The organism is Paenibacillus sp. S-38, from assembly GCF_049942825.1.
In the GTDB taxonomy this organism is placed as follows: domain Bacteria; phylum Bacillota; class Bacilli; order Paenibacillales; family NBRC-103111; genus Paenibacillus_G.
On the sequence record NZ_CP187970.1, the window covers coordinates 1,376,162 to 1,394,035 of the forward strand.

Sequence of the window (17,874 nt, forward strand, 5' to 3'; positions counted from 1 at the left end):
GATGCTTCCTAATTTGGAAGGTGGGTTAACAGGCCGAGACACGCCATTAGCGTGTCTTTTTTATTGTACATTCCAGACCTTTGGCATCCCTAAGGACAGAGGGCATTCGTTAGTTAACCGGAAATTGATTCTAAATATTAATTCGACAAAAACCGACATAAATAGAATAGGAAGACAATGAAACCAATGAGAACCGATGAAGGAAGGAACGTACATCCCATGTATAGACATCAGGCAATCAAGGTGCTGACCACTGCAGCACTTTTGGGTACTCTCGTTTCTCCAGTTCAGGCAAGCCCCTTGAAGAGGGCCTTTACAGATATTGAACATTCTTATGCCAAAGGCACGATTGAGCAGCTCGTGGAAGCGGGTATCGTAGAAGGCGTTGGAGAAGGTCAGTTCAACCCCGCAGGCCGAATGTCGCGGCAGGATTTCGTCATCATTCTGACCCGCGCACTCGGATTGGATATCTCCAACCCGCCATCGGCTCCCACATTCACAGATATTCCGGAGCAGCACTACGCTTATCCATATATTGAGGCCGCCGTGAAGGCCGGGCTGGTCAGCGGGATGGGCGAAGGCCGTTTCGGTGGTGCTCAGCCTCTGACACGCCAGGATATGGCGGTTATTTTCGCAGCTTCGCTTGAGGATGCGGCACCTGCTGGAGCTGCCGCTTCTGTCACATTCCAGGATGCCGAAGCCATTGCGGAGTATGCCAAGGCGGCCGTAGCCAAAGCTGCAGAACTTGGACTGATCGAAGGCGGCGATGACGGCCGCTTCCGTCCGCTGGACGAAGCGGACCGTCAAGCCGTAGCTATGGTGGCCGGACGCTTCCTTCAGAGGGCGCCCCATACGATCCAGCGTATCTCCAGCGATGCGGTATACATCGGCGGACGGAAATACACGGCGTCCGAACAGGTGCAGGGCATTCTGCACCCCCGCAACAGCCAGATTCTGCAAGGGGCCAAGATTCGCTTCGAGGAAGCGGATGGCCAAATCAACAAGATCACGTACCTGGAGCTGCGCAGCAGCGGGAAAGCCGCACTGCCCGGCGGAGAAGAGTTCAGCGGCAACCTGCTGCTGAATGGTCAGCAGGGTGTGATTGATGGGACGCTGAAAGTAGCGGCCGACTTTATCTCCATGAAGGATCTGACGATTACCGGCGACCTGGAGGTCAGCCGTGCACTGCAGCAGGACTTTTACAGCGAAAGTATCGATGTGAAGGGGAAGACGCTGGTCAACGGCGGGGACACAAATACTGTAGTCTTTAAGGATTCCACCTTAACTACAGTGGATGTGAATAAGGAAGACGTACGGGTCGAGGTGCTCGGACAGGCTTTTGTTCAAGAGGTGAATGTCGCTTCGAACGCCACGCTCGTGGGAAGCGGTGAAGCGAGCATCGACCAGGTGACAGTCAAGGTTGGCGCTCAAAGCGTACAGCTTCAGGGAACTGTCGGCTCTCTGCAGGTGAATACGGCTTCTACCATTACGGGGAATGCCAATATCGGCAAAGTGACCGTTGATACGACCGCTCCTGTAACATTGGGAACCACGGGAACGGTCAATCAGCTCGACCTGGCACCGGCTGCATCCAAGGTTACGCTGGGTGCTCAAACGCAAGTGCAGAGCTTGACGCTGCCGGCGGGGGTTGCACCGAGCAGTGCCGTTACGAACTACACCCAAGTCCAGTCGCAGATTGGGGCGGTGAATGGAGTACAAAGTACTTCAGCTCCAGCGTCAACGACTACTACCAGCTCCTCCGGCGGAGGTTCTTCTACGGGGAGCTCGCCGAAGGTGGCAAGCCCGATCAGTGATTTTACGATCACGATGGGCTCGACCAAAGATATCGATCTTTTCCAAGTATTCTCTGATGCTGACAACAATATTACTTCCTACAAAGCGCAGCTCGTAAAAACGGCTTCTGCACCTGAGATTGTAACGGCGGCGGTCAACGGGAACATTCTGACGGTGGAGCCGCGGCTGAAAGGGAAAATAACGGTCAGGGTCCAGGCATTCGACAAGTATAACAACAAGGCTACCGACGATTTCATCGTCACGGTCAATCAACACCCTGTGGCAGCCGACGTTCCGGAGCAGTACGTCACCTTGAATGCGGGGGATACGCGGGTGAACTTGAACACGTACTTCAACGACCCGGACCTCGATGCGCTCACGTATGAGGCCGCGGCTTCGGATCATCCGGAGGTGGCCGCGGGGACCGTATCCGGCAGTGAGCTGATCTTGACGCCGGTGGGGCCTGGCTCCGCTTCCATTACGGTTGCAGCGATAGATGGCAAGGGCGGGTCCGTGAGCAAAATGATCTCGGTCACAACCAACCGTGCTCCTGCCGCGGACGCAGTCATTGCAGAACAAGTCGTGACACTGGGAACGGCAGGCAAGGTGGGGCTGTCAAATGCCTTTGAAGATTTGGACGGAGATACGCTGACCTTCGAGGCCGCCGTGCAGGATCTGCAGGTTGCTGCGGTTACGGTCAACGGTTCTGAGCTGCAGATCACACCGGCAGGGGATGGACAAACCACTGTGACGGTAACGGCGAAGGATGGCAAAGGCGGACAAGCCTCTCAAGCCTTCACCGTCCGTACGAACAGGGCTCCGCAGGTGGCAAGCCCATCTGCGGATCAGGACGTCATGATCGGTGCGGGCCCCCTAACGGTGGATCTTACTTCCGTATTCAGTGACACCAATGGCGATTCCCTGACTCTGCAGGCCGTATCTGCTGATCCGGGCATTGTCGCTGTGAGCCTCGCCGGCAAGCAGGTGCAGATTACACCGGTCGCCGGCGGTTCGACGACCGTTACCCTTACAGCAGACGACGGTCATGGCGGGTCGATGACGGACGACTTCCTCGTTCGAGTGAACGAGGCACCGGCGCTCGGACAGCCGATCGCCGATCTTACGCTTCAAGAGAACGGGAGCGCGGAGATTGTGGACTTGTCGGGGAGCTTTACGGATGCCAACGGGGATGCCCTGACCTTGACTGCAGCTTCCGCTGACACCGGCATCGCCACGGTATCGGTATCCGGTACTAAGCTAACGGCCGTACCGGTGTCCTTCGGGAGCACCAAGGTCACGGTAACGGCGGACGACGGTCGTGGGGGCACGGTCAGCGGCAGCTTTACGGTAAAGGTAAACCGTAAGCCGGAAGCGGCAGGCTCACTGACGGGCCAAACGATCACGATCGGTGAGGGCAGCCAAACGGTAGACTTCAGCGGACTGTTCACGGATCCGGATGGAGACTCCTGGACGATAGAAGCGGTATCGGCCGATCCGGGTCTGGCTGGCGTATCGGTTACGGATAAGCAGGTTCACCTTACGCCGGTGGCCGCGGGCTCGACTTCGGTGACGGTCACCGCAAAGGACGGCAGGGGAGGAAGCTTGAGCCGGACGTTTGCCGTTGATATCAACCGTGCTCCGCAGGTGCTGAACGCCCTGGAAGACAAGGCGATGACTTGGGGAGACAGCGATCTGCAACTGGATGTGAGCACGCTCTTTTGCGACGAAGATCAAGACTCCCTGACGCTGACTGCAGAGTCCCTGTCGCCGAATGTGGCGGCGGCTGCACTGAGTCAGGGGCAGCTCACGATTCACCCAGTGACCGGTGGGACAGCCGAGATTCGGGTAACCGCCAATGACGGCCGGGGCGGACAGCAAAGCGACACGTTCACTGTCCGGATCAACCGGGCGCCTCAAGCTTCGCCGATCCAGGACCAGACGGTCACTCTCTTCAGTGGGGATACAACGATCGATTTGTCCGGTATCTTCACCGATCCGGATGGGGATGCGCTGACGATCACTGCCGTTTCGTCCGATGCGGCTGCTGCAGCCGTATCCATGAACGGCAGCCGGCTGACTCTCTCCCCAGTGGCTGTGGGTACGGCCAGCGTGTCCGTCACCGCAGTGGATGGCCATGGCGGTACAGTGACCCGGTCCTTTGAAGTCACTGTTCGGCCCAATCAGGCACCTACGGTAGCAGCTCCAATCAGCAGCCAGCGGATGAACCCGAACCGCGACGTGACGGTGAATCTGACACCTGTGTTCAGTGATGCAGACGGGGATACGCTCACTTACGAAGCAGTCTCTTCCGATTCAGCCATCGCTTCCGTCTCTGTTAACGGCAGCCAGCTCATCGTAACGGGCATGGCGGACGGACAAGCCGTTATCACCGTGACCGCCCACGACCCTGCGGGCAACTCGGTGCAAACCACCTTCTCGGCGAACGTTTCTTCGAATGAATCGCCTGTAGTCGCAGGGACCGTACCGCTGCAGCTGATCGGCACCGGCGTGCCGGCCAACCAGTTCTCTATTGCTCATCTGTTCAGTGATCCGGATAACGATACGTTGACCTATACCGCCACCGCGGCAGATGGAAATCTGGTGCAAGCCTCCATGAACGGCAGCACGCTGACGATCTCTCCGGGTGCCGGGCATGGCAGAACCACGGTAACTGTGACGGCCGATGATGGGCGCGGCGGAGTCACGAATGCGACGATCGATGTAATGGCCGTCCAGGTTGTGAATAACCAACAGATCCTAACCAAGCAGGGGGTCTCGGATGTTTCGTATGATCTCTCCGCTTTCTTCCCGACGCAGAACAGCCTTACCATATACAACCAACCGAAAGGCGCGATGACCCCGGACGTACCGCAGCCGCTGAACGGGAAGGTGTTTAAAGTGGCTGTATCCGGACTGGGAACCACTGGGTATTGGGTGATCGCTGCAGATGGGACAGGTGCTTTTATCGAGGTTGTGGTTCAAGAACAGCAGGGCGCAGGCGTATACTTTGCGGAGTATGCCCGGGGGCCAGAGGGAAGGATTGAACTGGAGTTCTACAACCACTCGGAGAGCGAACAGAATTACACGGTAGTAGGGTATCGGTACAATCGGAATACACAGCAGATGGAAGTCATGAAGAATCGAGATATCAATCCGCTGCCTTATGCTGCTGTGAATCAAATATACCCGGGAACGCTCGGCATTGTAATCAATTATACATTCTATGATCTGATGGACATTACACCAGTTCAATGGTATCACAACGAACTGGAGATGACCGGGAATGGATATGTCGTTTGTGCGTTCGAGCTCGTCAAGAATGGCCAGGTTGTCGATGTGATCGGGGACAAGAATTGGAGGCCTTCCTCCAATAACACGGAGCCGCTTCCGACCATCGGAAATATGATCCGTAAAAAAGGGATTAGGACAGGATCCACGGCATTCCAGATGAGTGGGGAATGGGATCTCACTCCGCTGAATTATTCAACCCTATTTTCTCATACCCCTTAAGGAAATGAATGAAGGAAGACCGAGAGAGGCTGCTTGTACGAGCAGCCCTTTCGATCTACAACAAGATGGTAACGGGAGGAAATCCAATGTATCGTATTCGCTTCACCAAACGCTTCATGAACGCCCTGCTTGCAGCAACCTTGGTGCTCTCCCCGATCGGAGGCGGAACGTCCACAGTACTGGCCTCTACCAATCCAATTGGTTTGAAGGTAACCACCGATTCCCCGGAGTATGACCGTGGATATCTTGTGGCATCCATCAGCATCCGGGGAGACCAGCTCGGACTCACATCCGATGCCGATGCGGAAGAGCTGCATATCCGGTTGACGTATGACGGCGATGTGTTCGACACATCCAATTATACGGTACCCATTGACGGAGGTTGGCAGTATACAGATTCCGGCTATTATTCCGCTGGTCCTAATCTATCAAGCTATGCCACCGTGGATGCCCCTATCGTAGTCGACAATGGGGACGGTACGTATACGATGGATTTAAATATCAAGGCGGACGACCCGGACAATCCGATTCAAGCCAGCTCGGATGAGGTAGTGATGGACTTGATTATGGATGTGAAGGATGATGCCCCCGCAGCTCCTACTTCCATTGCGTTTACATCGGTGACGATGAAATCAGCTAACGGAAGCATCATCACCACTAATCAAGATGCGGGTGCCTTCTCGCTGACGGATGCCAATGTCTCCGTATTGCTGCCCGATGATGAAGCCGTAGCAGAAGATCTCAGTGAACTCGCCATCGGATATGCGGCGAATGAATCCGATGCCGGCGTACAAAGCAATGTCACGCTGCCTCAGGCGGGAGACAACGGGTCGACGGTAACGTGGAGCTCCAGCGATCCTTCGGTGATCTCCGAGCAGGGTACCGTGCAGCGCCCCGCTGTCGGACAAGGAAATGCCACTGTAGACCTTACCGCTACGATTACTAGAGGAAATGTTACGGACACTAGAATTTTCACGCTAACCGTCCTTGAACAAGCGCTGAGTGACGCGCAGGCGGTAGCGGAGGCGAAGATGGCCCTTGCGGTGGGCTATGCTCCTCTTGAAGATCAGAATACGGTGAAGAGCGCTTTAACGCTTCCGACCTCCGGAGCCCAAGGTACGACGGTTTCGTGGTCTTCAGACACACCGGCTGTTGTCACGAACAGTGGGGCCGTGACACGTCCGGCCTATTCGACAGGTGACGTGACTGCCACGCTGACGGCGACTCTTACCCGAGGGAATGCATCGGATACCCAAGTGTTCCCAGTGAAGGTTCTGCGTTTGGAGCAGACCGATGAAGAAGCGGTAGAGGAGGCCAAAGAAGCGTTGTCGGTCGGTTATCTTCCTGGGGATACGGCCGGCGCCGTAACCCAGAATGTGACGCTTCCACTCAGTGGGATCAACGGTACCGCTATCTCTTGGGGGACGAGCGACGCCGGGGTCATCACCAACACAGGCGTGGTCAGCAGGCCCGCGAATGGGACGGGGAACCAAACCGTTACGCTGACGGCAACGATCAGCCGGGGTGCAGCTACCCGCACCCAGCCGTTTCAACTGACAGTACTGGAGCCGGCACCGAATACTTTATCCGATGCCGATGCCGTAGCTCTTGCGAAGGAAGCACTTGAAGTCGGCTATGCCAGCGGAGATTCTACTGCTCATGTAACGCAGAATGTGATTTTGCCTGCGAGCGGTCTTCATGATACGGCAATATCCTGGACCAGCACCAATGCCAACCGGGTAGACGCAAGTGGTGCCGTGACACGCGGCGATACGACGGAAACGGTCCAAGTGACAGCGACCATCTCCAAGGGTGCAGCGACGCTTGAAAAGACCTTCGACCTCACTGTACCGCTATCCGATGCTGCGGCAGTGGCAGCCGACAAAGCGGCACTGCTCGTAGGCTTGCAGCCCAACGACGAGACGGATTCCGTAACAGGTAATGTTACGCTGCCTGCTGCAGGCCTGAACGGCACTACGATCACTTGGTCGTCGGATAAGACGAACGTGATATCGGATACGGGCACCGTGGTACGCCCGAGTTACAGCTCAGGCAATGCGGCAGTGGTCTTGACCGCAACGGTACAGAAGGGCCAAGCCCTGGATACCAAGCCGTTTCCGCTGACCGTCCTGGAGGCTGCTCAGACCTCTTCGGAAGGCTCCAACGGAGGATCGACCAGCAACGAACCTGATGGGGGATCGAGCGGCGGTATTGATGCTTTATCCGACGCCGATGCCGTAACCCTGGCGAAGGAAGCGCTCGAAGTTGGCTATGCCAGCGGAGATTCTGCTGCTCATGTAACGCAGAATGTGATTTTGCCTGGGAACGGACTTCATGGCACGGTTATTACCTGGACCAGCACCAATGTAAACCGGGTAGACGCAAGTGGTGCAGTGACACGCGGCGATACAACGGAAACAGTCCAAGTGACAGCGACCATCTCCAAGGGTGCAGCGACGCTGGAGAAGACCTTCGACCTCACTGTACCGTTGTCCGATGCTGCGGCAGTGGCAGCCGATAAAGCGGCACTGCTCGTAGGCTTGCAGTCCAACGACCAGCCGGATTCCGTAACAGGTAATGTTACGCTGCCTGCTGCAGGCCTGAACGGCACAACGATCACTTGGTCGTCGGATAAGACGAACGTGATATCGGATACGGGCACCGTGATACGCCCGAGTTACAGCTCGGGCAATGCGGCAGTGATCTTGACGGCAACGGTACAGAAGGGCCAAGCGCTGGATACCAAGGCGTTCACGCTGACCGTCCTCAAGGCTGCACGGAAATCTTCCGGCGGGGGTGGTGGAGGTGGCACATCAACATCTACACCAACCACACCTGCACCCAACACACCCGTGCCGGATACCAAACCTGCACCACCTAACCCCGAACACGCCGGGATTTTCAACAGCAGCGTTGTAAAATCTGACAGCAGCGTGAAGGAGAACGTATTGGCCAAAGTGGAGGAAGCCAAGAAAACTGCAGCTCCTGCGGAGGTATCGGATACGAAGGGACACTGGGCACAAAAGACCCTCGATCTCTTCGTCCGACTGAACGTGATCCAAGGATATGAGGACGGAACGGCGAAGCCGGATCAAGCCATCTCCCGCGGGGAATTCGTCTCCATCCTCTCCCGCCTCTTTCAAGTCAGCGGCTCGCAGCAGGTGAATCTGCAGGATATCGGCGATCACTGGGCGGCGGATGCGATTCAGCAGTTCGCGGCAGCCGGTGTTATCGGAGGCTATGGAGATGGCACGTTCCAACCGGACCGGACGATCTCCCGTGAAGAGATTGTCGTGATCATGTCCCGGCTCATCAACATGAATCAGGTAGACAAGAACCAGGCACCAGGGAATTTCCAAGACGTAGGAGAGTCCTATGCCAAGGAGACAATCCAGGATGCAGCCAAAGCAGGAATCATTCAAGGAAAAGGTCCGGGCCGATTTGAGCCTAACAGCAGCTCTACGCGGGCGGAGGCTCTCCAAATCATTCTTAATACGCTGAATCTGAATCCGGATATCAAGTCCCTGCTGGATTCTCTACAAAAAAAAGACTGAGTTGGCAGCGTACTAATCTAACCTTCTGACAACGCGAATATGGCAGGATAAGGGGAACGGGTTCATTAAGGGTAAATCCATAATGGACCCGTTTCTGCTTATTTGTAATATACGCAGCAGCTCGACAAGATGGCCTTGGCGCCGGAGCAGACTCAAATTTCTGTCACGGTAGCCGAGTCGAACTCTGAAGCGGGCTGCCTGTTGACCAGTATGGGAGCTAGGGTGCTGACAGCACCGGTTACCGTTCGCGTAGAAGCTGTCACCAAAGAAGGACAGAAGATGACGTTAGAGCCTAATATGACGAATACACTTGTTCTTCCGGAAAGCGCAGCGGACGTTCAGACCAAACACCTGGCAGGAGTTATGATTGATCCGGTTACCAAGCGCATTTATCCGGTACCTACGACCTTTGCGGTCGAGAATGGAAAGCACACAGCCATCCTGCCGACCCATGGAAATATGATTTATATGGTCATCGAGAATGAAAAAGAGTTCTCCGATGTACCAGAGGGACATTACGCGAAGGAAAGCATCGATACATTGGCTTCCAAACTGATTGTGACCGGCGATAGCAGCGACTCCTTCGCGCCGAACCGCAGTATTTCCCGCGCGGAATTCGCAGCATTATTGACCCGCGCACTCGGAATTGTTCCACAAGCGGACTCCGGAGCATCTTTTAGCGACGTGGCAACGGATTACGTTCATGCTGAGGCAATCCAGGCCGCAGCCAAGGCGGGTCTGATCAACGGCTATAACGACGGCACTTTTAAGCCGAATGCACAGGTCAGCCGGGAGGAGATGGCTCAGATGATGTTCAACGCCATGAAGTTCAGCGGCCGTGTCCAGACCGATGGGATCAGTGCAGCGGAAAAAACACAGCTGTTCGCGCGATTCGCAGACAATAACCAAATTTCGGATGGGCAAGTGACGCAGCCGCCTTTGTCATCAAAGCGGGAATGATCCAAGGTATGGGAGATAATGAATTCGCTCCGTCTTCCCATGCGGATCGGGCTCAAGGGGTAACGATTCTTCTACGTGCTCTTCAGTCTCTGAACATCATTGAATAACTGAAAAAACAAGCTGAAGCCCAGTTACCTAAGGGCTTCAGCTTGTTTTATTATATTCGTTCATATCCTTCAGGCTTGGGGAAGATCGTTCAGATTGAAACAGCTGTCATTCGCAGCAATATTGGAGGGCCTCTTTTTTTGTATACAGGCACCGATCGGGCGCTGGGCGAATATCATGGATCACGAGAAAGGGAAGGGAGTGGTTTGACGAATGCCGTCTATTGTAGGGAATGTCAAAGTCGACAGCGTCGGACCGAGCTCTACGGTACACATCGGGGACGCCGTGTGTATTATTTTGTCGAGCGCGTCCAAAAATTACGGGGGAGCGAGCTCCTTCTCGCCGGGGGACAGCTACGGGAGCGTCAGCAATAACCAGAATAACCGGGTGGTGACGTATGACCCGGATGTGGTCGACAACAGCCGCTGATAAAAGGGGGCGCCCGTAAGCTCCTATTGGAGATGAGCGGTGTAGAGGCTGCACCTATATCCGGTCCTCTGCCGTATGACATGCCAAAATCCCCCGGGTCATGCGGTAAGGCATGTCTTCGGGGGATGGTCGATTACTTTCCTTTAAACTTGAAGATGGAAATGACGGTGAGTGCGGCAAGAACAACCAGGGATGCGATGATACTGATCCGGTTGGCTTCGTCGAGTACGAAGAGTACGGCAATAATCCCTAAGGCCACCGTGGTGAAAAGTGTAATATAAGGGAAGGCCCAGAGCTTGAAGCTCGGATTCGACGGATACATACGGCGCAGCTTGAGCTGGGCCAAGCAGATCGCGATCCAGACCAGCGAGACGACAAAGCCCGGGAAGGCCATCAGCAGTCCGAAGACCTGATCCTGCGCCACATAAGCGATCATGGAGCCGCAGACCAAGGCCGCCGCGGTGAGGGTCAAGCTGTAGACCGGCACGCCCTTGTCCGACACTCTCGCAAAGGCGCGCGGCGCCTCCCCTTCAACGGCGAGGGAATGCAGCATCCGGGTACAGCCGTAGATGCCGGAGTTGGCCGCTGACAGGACCGCGATGATCAGGATGAAGTTCATGAGGTGGGCCGAACCCTGCAGGCCCGAGATCGACAGCACCTGGACGAAGGGGCTCGACTGGTCACTGAGCTCATTCCATGGAATGAGACCGCAGATGACCAGGATCGGCAGCGTGTAGAACAGGATGATTCTCCAGATAAAGTTCTTGATGACCTTCGGCAGAACGCGCTCCGCATCCTTAGCCTCCGTGACCGAGACTCCGATGAGCTCCGAGCCGCCGAAGGAGAACATCACGATGAGCAGAGCGGAGAAGATGGACGCCGCCCCGTTCGGGAAGAAGCCGCCGTGCTGCGTAAAGTTGCTCCAGTAGTCCGTCTGGCCGCTCGGAATGATGCCGAGCAGGATGCAGCCGCCGAGAATGATGAACACGATGATCATCGCAATCTTGAGGCCGGCGAACCAGAATTCGAATTCACCGTAATGCTTGACATTCATCAGGTTCACCCCGATGAGGAATCCGGTACAGATGAGGCTGAGCAGCCAGATCGGAATCTGCGGCAGCCAATACTGCAGGAAGCTCCCGGCTACGACTACTTCGATTACACAGACCGCCAGCCAGAGCAGGCAGTAGAGCCATCCGATGACAAACGAGGCGCGGCTGCCGAAGGCTTTGAGCACAAAGCCCTTGATATTGGTGTTCGGGTAGACGATGGCCATCTCGGCAATCGCTCCCATGACCACAAGCAGCAGCAGGCCTGCAAATACATAAGCCAGGACCACACCCGGTCCGGCCAGGGAGACGGTTTCCGCACTGCCCTTGAAGATGCCGGTGCCGATCGCGCCGCCCATGGCCATCATGCTGATGTGCCTGGGCAGCAGCTTCTTTTGAAGTTCTCCATTCGTTCCCACGATGTTAATTCAGCCACCCTTATCAAGAAAATATTTCCATATTAGATTCTTGTTAGGCCTCTGCGCCTACAAGTTCCGACATTGCATTCTAACAAATTCTGAGGAAAGTTGAAAGGTGGAAAAGGTGGTTAATTAACTTCCGGTAAAATAATGAATGAGGGGTCGCTTTTCGGGCGGATAACTTATGCACGGTGCAGGACTGATCCATCCAGATCGCTGGGAGGAAAATCCTTGAGAACCTTTCACTGAATATGCTATACCTGTACAAGGAGCACAGAAGTGCAGCAAAGTATGAAAGCGATTGCATATATAAAGGGGGATCAAGCATGCTGCAGATCCTGATCGTGGACGACGAAGCGATAGAGCGGGACGGCATCCGGTTCCTCATCCGCAAGTTCGGACTGGAGCTGACGGTGCTCGAAGCGGAGAACGGCGAAGAGGCGCTGGAGGTGCTCTCCGCGCATCCGGTGGATCTATTATTTACGGATATCAAGATGCCGTTCATGGACGGGCTGGAGCTGTGCCGGAGGGCAAGGGAGCGATACGCCGGGCTTCGGATCATCATTTACAGCGCCTATGGAGAGTTCGAATACGCCCAGCAGGCGATCCGTTACGGCATTCACTCCTACGTGCTGAAGCCGATCGACGTGCAGGAGTTTACGGCTGTCCTGACGGGAGCCATGGAGCTGTGCCGGCAGGAGAAGGCCTTGGAGGCGCAGCAGATCACACTCAGGGACGGCTACCATAAAGGCCTGGTCTACGAGAAGGAGCGGCTGCTGCTTGATCTCATCGGCGGCCGGACGGACGGTGATGCGGGGGAGGCCTTGGCCGGGGCGGGAGTGGGGCTGAGCGGGCGAAGAATCCGGATGATGCTGGTGCACATGGAGGGCCGCTTTTTTGGGCGCAACGACCAAGCCTTTCAGAAGGATCTTCGGGAGATGGTACAAAGTGACTGGGAGCTCGTCCACTTGAACGAAAGCCAGTGCCTGCTGTTCATTCTGACTTCCGAGGAGCAGACGGCCTTGAGTGAGCCGGAGGGGGATCTCGGGGAGCGGCTTCAGCAAAGACTGATGGAGTACGGGCAGCCATGTACGGTCGTGGTCGGCAGGCCGGAGACGCCCGAAGGTCTCAAGGACGAGTATGAGCGGATGGAGGGTCTGCTCGAGAACCAGTTCTTTTTCAAGGAAGGCACCGTGTTCTACACCGACCGGACACAGGCGGTAAGGCCGCTCCCGGCGGACGCGCTGACGAAGCTGCTGGACCGGCTGTACTGGCATCTGGAGGCGAAGGACGACTACGGGTTCCGCCGCGGCATGGGGCTGTTCTTCGAGACGGTGGGCCGGAGCGGTCAGCATTCGGTCATCTATACCAAGTATCTGTGCATGGAGCTGACCCGGAAGGCTCTGCAGACCGCAGGCAGGGAAGGGGAGCCTGATTGGTCCCATTACGCCGAAGGGCTCTTCTCCTGCCGTTCCCTGGAGGAGCTGGAGAGCAGCGTGCAGAGGGCGCTCGACCTGATCCCGGTGGAAGACGCTCATGAGAGCGGAGCCCTCCACACGAAGAAGGTCATCAAAGATGTCGTGGGGTTGATTGAGGCGAACTATATGCACGATATCTCCCTGAGCTGGATTGCCGAGCAGGTGCACCTCACGCAGACCTACCTCAGCTACCTGTTCAGCCGGGAGAAGGGACAGCCCTTGATTAAATACATCACGGGGGTGCGGATGCAGAAGGCGGCGGAGCTGCTGCGCGATACCCATCTGACGGTGGCGCAGATCAGCGAGCGGGCGGGATATACGAGCGATTCGTACTTCGGCAAAATCTTTAAGAACCACTACGGCGTCTCCCCGGCCAAGTACAGGGAGATGAGCTCCTGAGATGGGAATGAACCGGCTGCTCCATTACTTTCAGAACCTGCGGTTCAAGCAGAAGCTGTTCAGCTCGTATCTGGTCGTCTGCATTATCCCGCTGCTCGTCCTGGGGGCGTTCTCCTACTATCAGGCCAGCCGATTCCTCCTGCAGCAGGCGGAGCAGAACCTGGGCGAATCCATCGGCGGACTGGCGGAGGGACTGGACTTCCGGACCCGGCAGTTCGAAGCGGTGATCAACTCGGTGACGCAGAATATCGTGTTCAAGCAGATCTTCGTCCATCATAACGGGAATATCACGGGACTGTACCGCGATTATGTCGACCCGTTCTTCAGCAATATCCTCGACTTCAACCCGGATCTGCTCCAGATCTCCGTATTCACGGATAACCCCGAGATTCTGCGGGGGAATTACATTCTGCCGCTGGAGCTCATTCACGGGATGCAGTGGTCCCGCAGCCTGAAGCAGGAGGGCACGCAGTGGATGGGGTACAACGGCAAGGTGTTCGCCACCCGGCTGTTCGCCGACAACGACATGGCGACGAATACCGCCTCCTCGGCGGTGCTGTTCCTCAGTCTCGACGAGGACAGCCTGTTCCAGGGGCTCCGTGAGATTCAGGCGGATGCCTATCATGTCAGCATCCGGGACCGGGAGGGCAGGACGGTCACCGCCCGGAGCGCTGCGATGCCGGGGGACTTCCAGGTGCCGGAGGGGCATGCTCCGGGCGAGCCGGAGGCTCCCGGGAACAGCAGCGGCTACCTGACCGTAGGGCAGACGGAGTACCTGTACCTCCGCAAGGAGATCCCGGGCGCCGGCTGGGAGCTGCTCTACTACACGCCGAAGGATGCCATCGCGGTCGATGCCCGCAGCATCGTCGGGGCCACGGCGCTGATTATCGCGGTATGCCTCATTATCCTGGTGTTCCTCATCCGGATGTTCTCGAACACCTTCGTGAACCGGATCACGAAGCTGAACACGACGATGATGCTGGTCGAGAACGGGAACCTGAAGGTCGAGGTCTCGAGTCCTTCGCGTGATGAGATCGGGCAGCTCACCAACCGCTTCGGCCGGATGCTGCACAATATCAACACCCTGATTGAAGAAGTCTACCAGAGCAAAATCACCCAGAGGGAAGCCGAGCTGAAAGCGCTGCAGACGCAGATCAATCCGCATTTTCTCTATAACACCCTGTCCATTATCAACTGGAAGGCCCTGCAGGCCGACGCGCTGGAGATCAGCGAGATCACGACCAACGTATCGAAGTTCTACCGCACGGTACTCAACAAGGGCCGGAATATCATCCGGGTGCGGCACGAGCTCGAGAACGCCAAGGCGTATATGCAGATCCAGCTCGTCATGCACAGCCACAGCTTTGACTTCCACTGCGAGGTGGAGGAGCAGGTGCTGGAGTTTGATACCATCAACCTGATCTTCCAGCCTATCCTCGAAAATGCGCTGGAGCACGGGATCGACCGGATCCGCAAGGGGGAACGCCGGGGCCGGATCGCCATGCGCGGGTTCCTGGAGGGCGAACGGGTGACGTTCACCATCGAGGATAACGGGCCGGGCATGGATGCGGTGACGGCACGGGAGGTGCTGATCGCCAGCTCCCAAGGCTACGGCCTCAAGAACGTCAATGACCGCCTGCAGCTCCGCTTCGGGGCGGACTATGGATTGAGCCTGCAAAGCGCCCTGGGACAGGGGACGACGGTGACCCTGGCCTTTCCGCGATATACGGAAGGCGTGTCCCTTCCGGAAGACCGATAGTTCGAAAGCTAGCTGTAGGCGCTTCGGGACGGCTTTCGTTGAGGAGATAACCCGTATAGTATAGGCTCCCCTTCCACCATAACGACGTCTGTGCCGATCGGATTCGGAATCCGATCAGTGCAGGCGTATTTTTTTGGCCCAATGCCCTAAAAAAGTACCGGAAATCGAAAAAATCTCGGATTTCTGCAAAAGAAAGCGTTTGCTACACTTACTCTACAAGGAACGGGACGGTACCTTCCGTTCATTCATCCGGGAAGGAGCCGTGTGCATTTGGACAATAAAGGAATCCCCCTCGGGAAGCTGCTGCGAAGGGACAAAGCGTTGATCCTGATGTTTTTGCCGATATTCCTGTACTACTTCATCTTCTGTTATCTGCCGATGCCGGGCATTCTGATCGCCTTCAAGAATTATACACCGGGCCAAGGCATCTTCGGAGGGGACTGGGTCGGGTTCAAGTGGCTGCTCCAGTTCGTGAACTCGCGGTACTTCTGGCGGCTGCTGCGCAATACGTTCCTGCTCGCCTTTTACCCGCTGGTCATCGGGTTCTCCATCCCCATCCTCTTCGCGATCTGCGTCGTCGAGCTGAAGAACGGGCTGTTCAAGCGGTTCGCGCAGACGGTGACGTACCTGCCCCACTTCATCTCCACGGTGGTGATCGCCGGGATGATCATCAACTTCCTGTCGCCGTCGGACGGCATCGTGAATACCCTGCTCGCCAGCCTCGGAATGGAGCGGATCAACTTCATGATGGCCCCCGAGTGGTTCCGCACGATCTTCACGGCTTCGGGGATCTGGCAGAGCTTCGGCTTCTCCTCGATCATCTACATTGCGGCAATCATGGGCATCGACCAGGAGATGTACGAATCCGGGCGCATCGACGGCGTGAACAAGTTCCAGGAGGTCTGGCATTTGACGCTGCCCAGCCTGAAGCCGACCATCGTCATTCTGCTGCTGCTGTCCATCGGGAGCATCATGAGCGTGAATTTCGAGAAGGTGTATCTGCTCTACAACGGGGCGACTTACGAGACGGCGGATGTCATCTCGACCTACGTCTACCGGCAGGGCATCGAATCGCAGAATTTCGGCTTTGCTACGGCGGTGGGTTTGTTCAACTCGGTGATTTCGTTCGCCTTGGTGTTCTTCGCCAACCGGTTGAGCCGGCGGGTGAACGATATGTCGCTGTGGTAGAGGTCAAGCAAAGGGAGGTGTGAAGGCGGTTATGCAAAAATCATGGATCGATCAAAGCTTCTACGTGCTGGTGTATGCGCTCACGCTTCTGGCGGTGGTCATCACCTTGTATCCGTTCCTGTACGTGGTCAGTGTCTCGCTGAGCTCGGTGGAGGCGATCGACAAGAAGCTCGTCACGCTGTTTCCGGTCGACTTCAGCCTGAGCGGCTACCGGATGGTGCTGCAGTACCCGGACCTGTGGCGGGCCTACTACAACACGATCTGGTATACGGTGGTGGGGACGGTGTTCAATATCGTGGCGACGTGTCTGGCTGCTTATCCGCTCTCCAGGAAACGGTTTTTCCTCAGACGCAAGCTGAATTTCTATATCGCGTTCACGATGTATTTCTCGGGCGGGCTCATCCCGCTCTACATGGTGATCACCGAGCTTGGCCTGTACAACACCCGGTGGGCGATGGTGCTGCCGGTGCTCGTCAGTACGTTCAACGTGATGATCCTGCGCTCGGCCTTCGAGAATATTCCGAATGAGATCTTCGAGAGCGCGAGCATGGACGGGGCCCGGGAATTCACGCTCCTGTTCCGGCTTGCGATTCCCCTGACGAAGCCGACGCTTGCGGTGCTCACGCTGTATTATGCGGTGGCCCACTGGAACGACTTTTTCAACGCGCTGCTGTATCTGGGCAAGCAGGAGCTGCAGCCGCTGCAGATTTTCCTGCGGCGGGTGCTCATCATGGCGTCACCGGAGGTGCTGCAGAAGATGGGCGGGGAGACGGCCGCCACATCGCTGGCTGTCTCGACGCTGCAGGTGCGGTATGTGGCGATTGTCGTGAGCATTCTGCCGATTATCACGATTTATCCGTTTATCCAGAAGTATTTTGTGAAGGGGATTACGCTGGGGGCGGTCAAAGGATAGCTCAATATGTCATTTTGCGCTCCGATGAGCTTCGCTCATAGGTCGCTACCAAAATGACATATTTTCGCCGGCAAGGGGGAAGGGCAAAGACACAACAGCAAAACCTTTAAACAGCCAAACATGAAACGACAAAACATCAAAACGCCAAAACGTTAAAATCAGACGCACATTTTGCGCTCCGTTGAGCTTCGCTCAAAGGTCGCTTTCAAAATGAGGGCTTCAAAAGACAAAACACCAAAACCGTAAAGCCCAAACTAGCAAAACCCAAACCGCAAAACCCAAACAGCAAAACAGCAAAAGGCAAAACAGCAATACAA

At 56.2% G+C, this 17,874-nt stretch carries 10 protein-coding genes; 9 read left to right on the forward strand and 1 reads right to left on the reverse strand.

What is annotated here, in order from left to right:
- Positions 1 to 219: 219 nt before the first annotated feature.
- The 5 genes from ACP26L_RS06560 to ACP26L_RS06580 all read left to right on the forward strand — a co-directional run bounded on the left by ACP26L_RS06560 (position 220) and on the right by ACP26L_RS06580 (position 10,352).
- On the forward strand, positions 220 to 5,304 hold the full coding sequence (locus tag ACP26L_RS06560; protein ID WP_426451763.1) for an Ig-like domain-containing protein: 5,085 nt from the start codon (positions 220 to 222) through the stop codon (positions 5,302 to 5,304).
- Positions 5,305 to 5,390: 86 nt separating this feature from the next.
- On the forward strand, positions 5,391 to 8,858 hold the full coding sequence (locus ACP26L_RS06565; RefSeq protein ID WP_426451764.1) for an immunoglobulin-like domain-containing protein: 3,468 nt from the start codon (positions 5,391 to 5,393) through the stop codon (positions 8,856 to 8,858).
- Between the two features lie 129 nt (positions 8,859 to 8,987).
- Positions 8,988 to 9,818, forward strand: a complete 831-nt coding sequence (locus ACP26L_RS06570; RefSeq protein WP_426451765.1) for an S-layer homology domain-containing protein — start codon at positions 8,988 to 8,990, stop codon at positions 9,816 to 9,818.
- The gene (locus ACP26L_RS06575; RefSeq protein ID WP_426451766.1) at positions 9,815 to 9,925 is read left to right on the forward strand and encodes a hypothetical protein; all 111 of its coding nucleotides are present in this window, start codon (positions 9,815 to 9,817) and stop codon (positions 9,923 to 9,925) included. The genes ACP26L_RS06570 and ACP26L_RS06575 overlap by 4 nt, the downstream gene beginning before the upstream one ends.
- A 211-nt stretch (positions 9,926 to 10,136) precedes the next feature.
- The gene (locus ACP26L_RS06580; RefSeq protein ID WP_426451767.1) at positions 10,137 to 10,352 is read left to right on the forward strand and encodes a spore germination protein; all 216 of its coding nucleotides are present in this window, start codon (positions 10,137 to 10,139) and stop codon (positions 10,350 to 10,352) included.
- Positions 10,353 to 10,485: 133 nt separating this feature from the next.
- Here ACP26L_RS06580 and ACP26L_RS06585 read toward each other — a convergent pair whose 3' ends face one another.
- Positions 10,486 to 11,769 (reverse strand): amino acid permease, encoded by a 1,284-nt coding sequence (locus ACP26L_RS06585; RefSeq protein WP_426451768.1) that lies wholly within the window; start codon positions 11,767 to 11,769, stop codon positions 10,486 to 10,488.
- A gap of 377 nt (positions 11,770 to 12,146) precedes the next feature.
- Between ACP26L_RS06585 and ACP26L_RS06590 the strand changes: the two genes are divergently transcribed.
- The 4 genes from ACP26L_RS06590 (at position 12,147) to ACP26L_RS06605 (ending at position 17,557) form a co-directional block, all read left to right on the forward strand.
- Positions 12,147 to 13,697 (forward strand): response regulator transcription factor, encoded by a 1,551-nt coding sequence (locus ACP26L_RS06590; RefSeq protein ID WP_426451769.1) that lies wholly within the window; start codon positions 12,147 to 12,149, stop codon positions 13,695 to 13,697.
- 1 nt (position 13,698) lies between these two features.
- Positions 13,699 to 15,456, forward strand: a complete 1,758-nt coding sequence (locus ACP26L_RS06595) for a sensor histidine kinase (protein WP_426451770.1) — start codon at positions 13,699 to 13,701, stop codon at positions 15,454 to 15,456.
- 270 nt (positions 15,457 to 15,726) lie between these two features.
- Positions 15,727 to 16,644, forward strand: coding sequence for an ABC transporter permease (locus ACP26L_RS06600; RefSeq protein ID WP_426451771.1), 918 nt, complete (start codon positions 15,727 to 15,729; stop codon positions 16,642 to 16,644).
- 31 nt (positions 16,645 to 16,675) lie between these two features.
- A complete protein-coding gene (locus ACP26L_RS06605; RefSeq protein WP_426451772.1) occupies positions 16,676 to 17,557 on the forward strand; it encodes a carbohydrate ABC transporter permease in 882 nt (293 codons plus the stop codon).
- The last annotated feature ends 317 nt before the right edge of the window (positions 17,558 to 17,874 follow it).

Bases quoted from the DNA above. Each gene is read 5' to 3' on its own strand.
- ACP26L_RS06575 (WP_426451766.1), top strand. From the start codon at position 9,815: ATGATCCAAGGTATGGGAGATAATGAATTCGCTCCGTCTTCCCATGCG.
- ACP26L_RS06605 (WP_426451772.1), top strand. From the start codon at position 16,676: ATGCAAAAATCATGGATCGATCAAAGCTTCTACGTGCTGGTGTATGCG.
- ACP26L_RS06595 (WP_426451770.1), top strand. From the start codon at position 13,699: ATGGGAATGAACCGGCTGCTCCATTACTTTCAGAACCTGCGGTTCAAG.
- ACP26L_RS06585 (WP_426451768.1), bottom strand. From the start codon at position 11,769: ATGATGGCCATGGGCGGCGCGATCGGCACCGGCATCTTCAAGGGCAGT.
- ACP26L_RS06590 (WP_426451769.1), top strand. From the start codon at position 12,147: ATGCTGCAGATCCTGATCGTGGACGACGAAGCGATAGAGCGGGACGGC.
- ACP26L_RS06570 (WP_426451765.1), top strand. From the start codon at position 8,988: ATGGCCTTGGCGCCGGAGCAGACTCAAATTTCTGTCACGGTAGCCGAG.
- ACP26L_RS06580 (WP_426451767.1), top strand. From the start codon at position 10,137: ATGCCGTCTATTGTAGGGAATGTCAAAGTCGACAGCGTCGGACCGAGC.
- ACP26L_RS06560 (WP_426451763.1), top strand. From the start codon at position 220: ATGTATAGACATCAGGCAATCAAGGTGCTGACCACTGCAGCACTTTTG.
- ACP26L_RS06565 (WP_426451764.1), top strand. From the start codon at position 5,391: ATGTATCGTATTCGCTTCACCAAACGCTTCATGAACGCCCTGCTTGCA.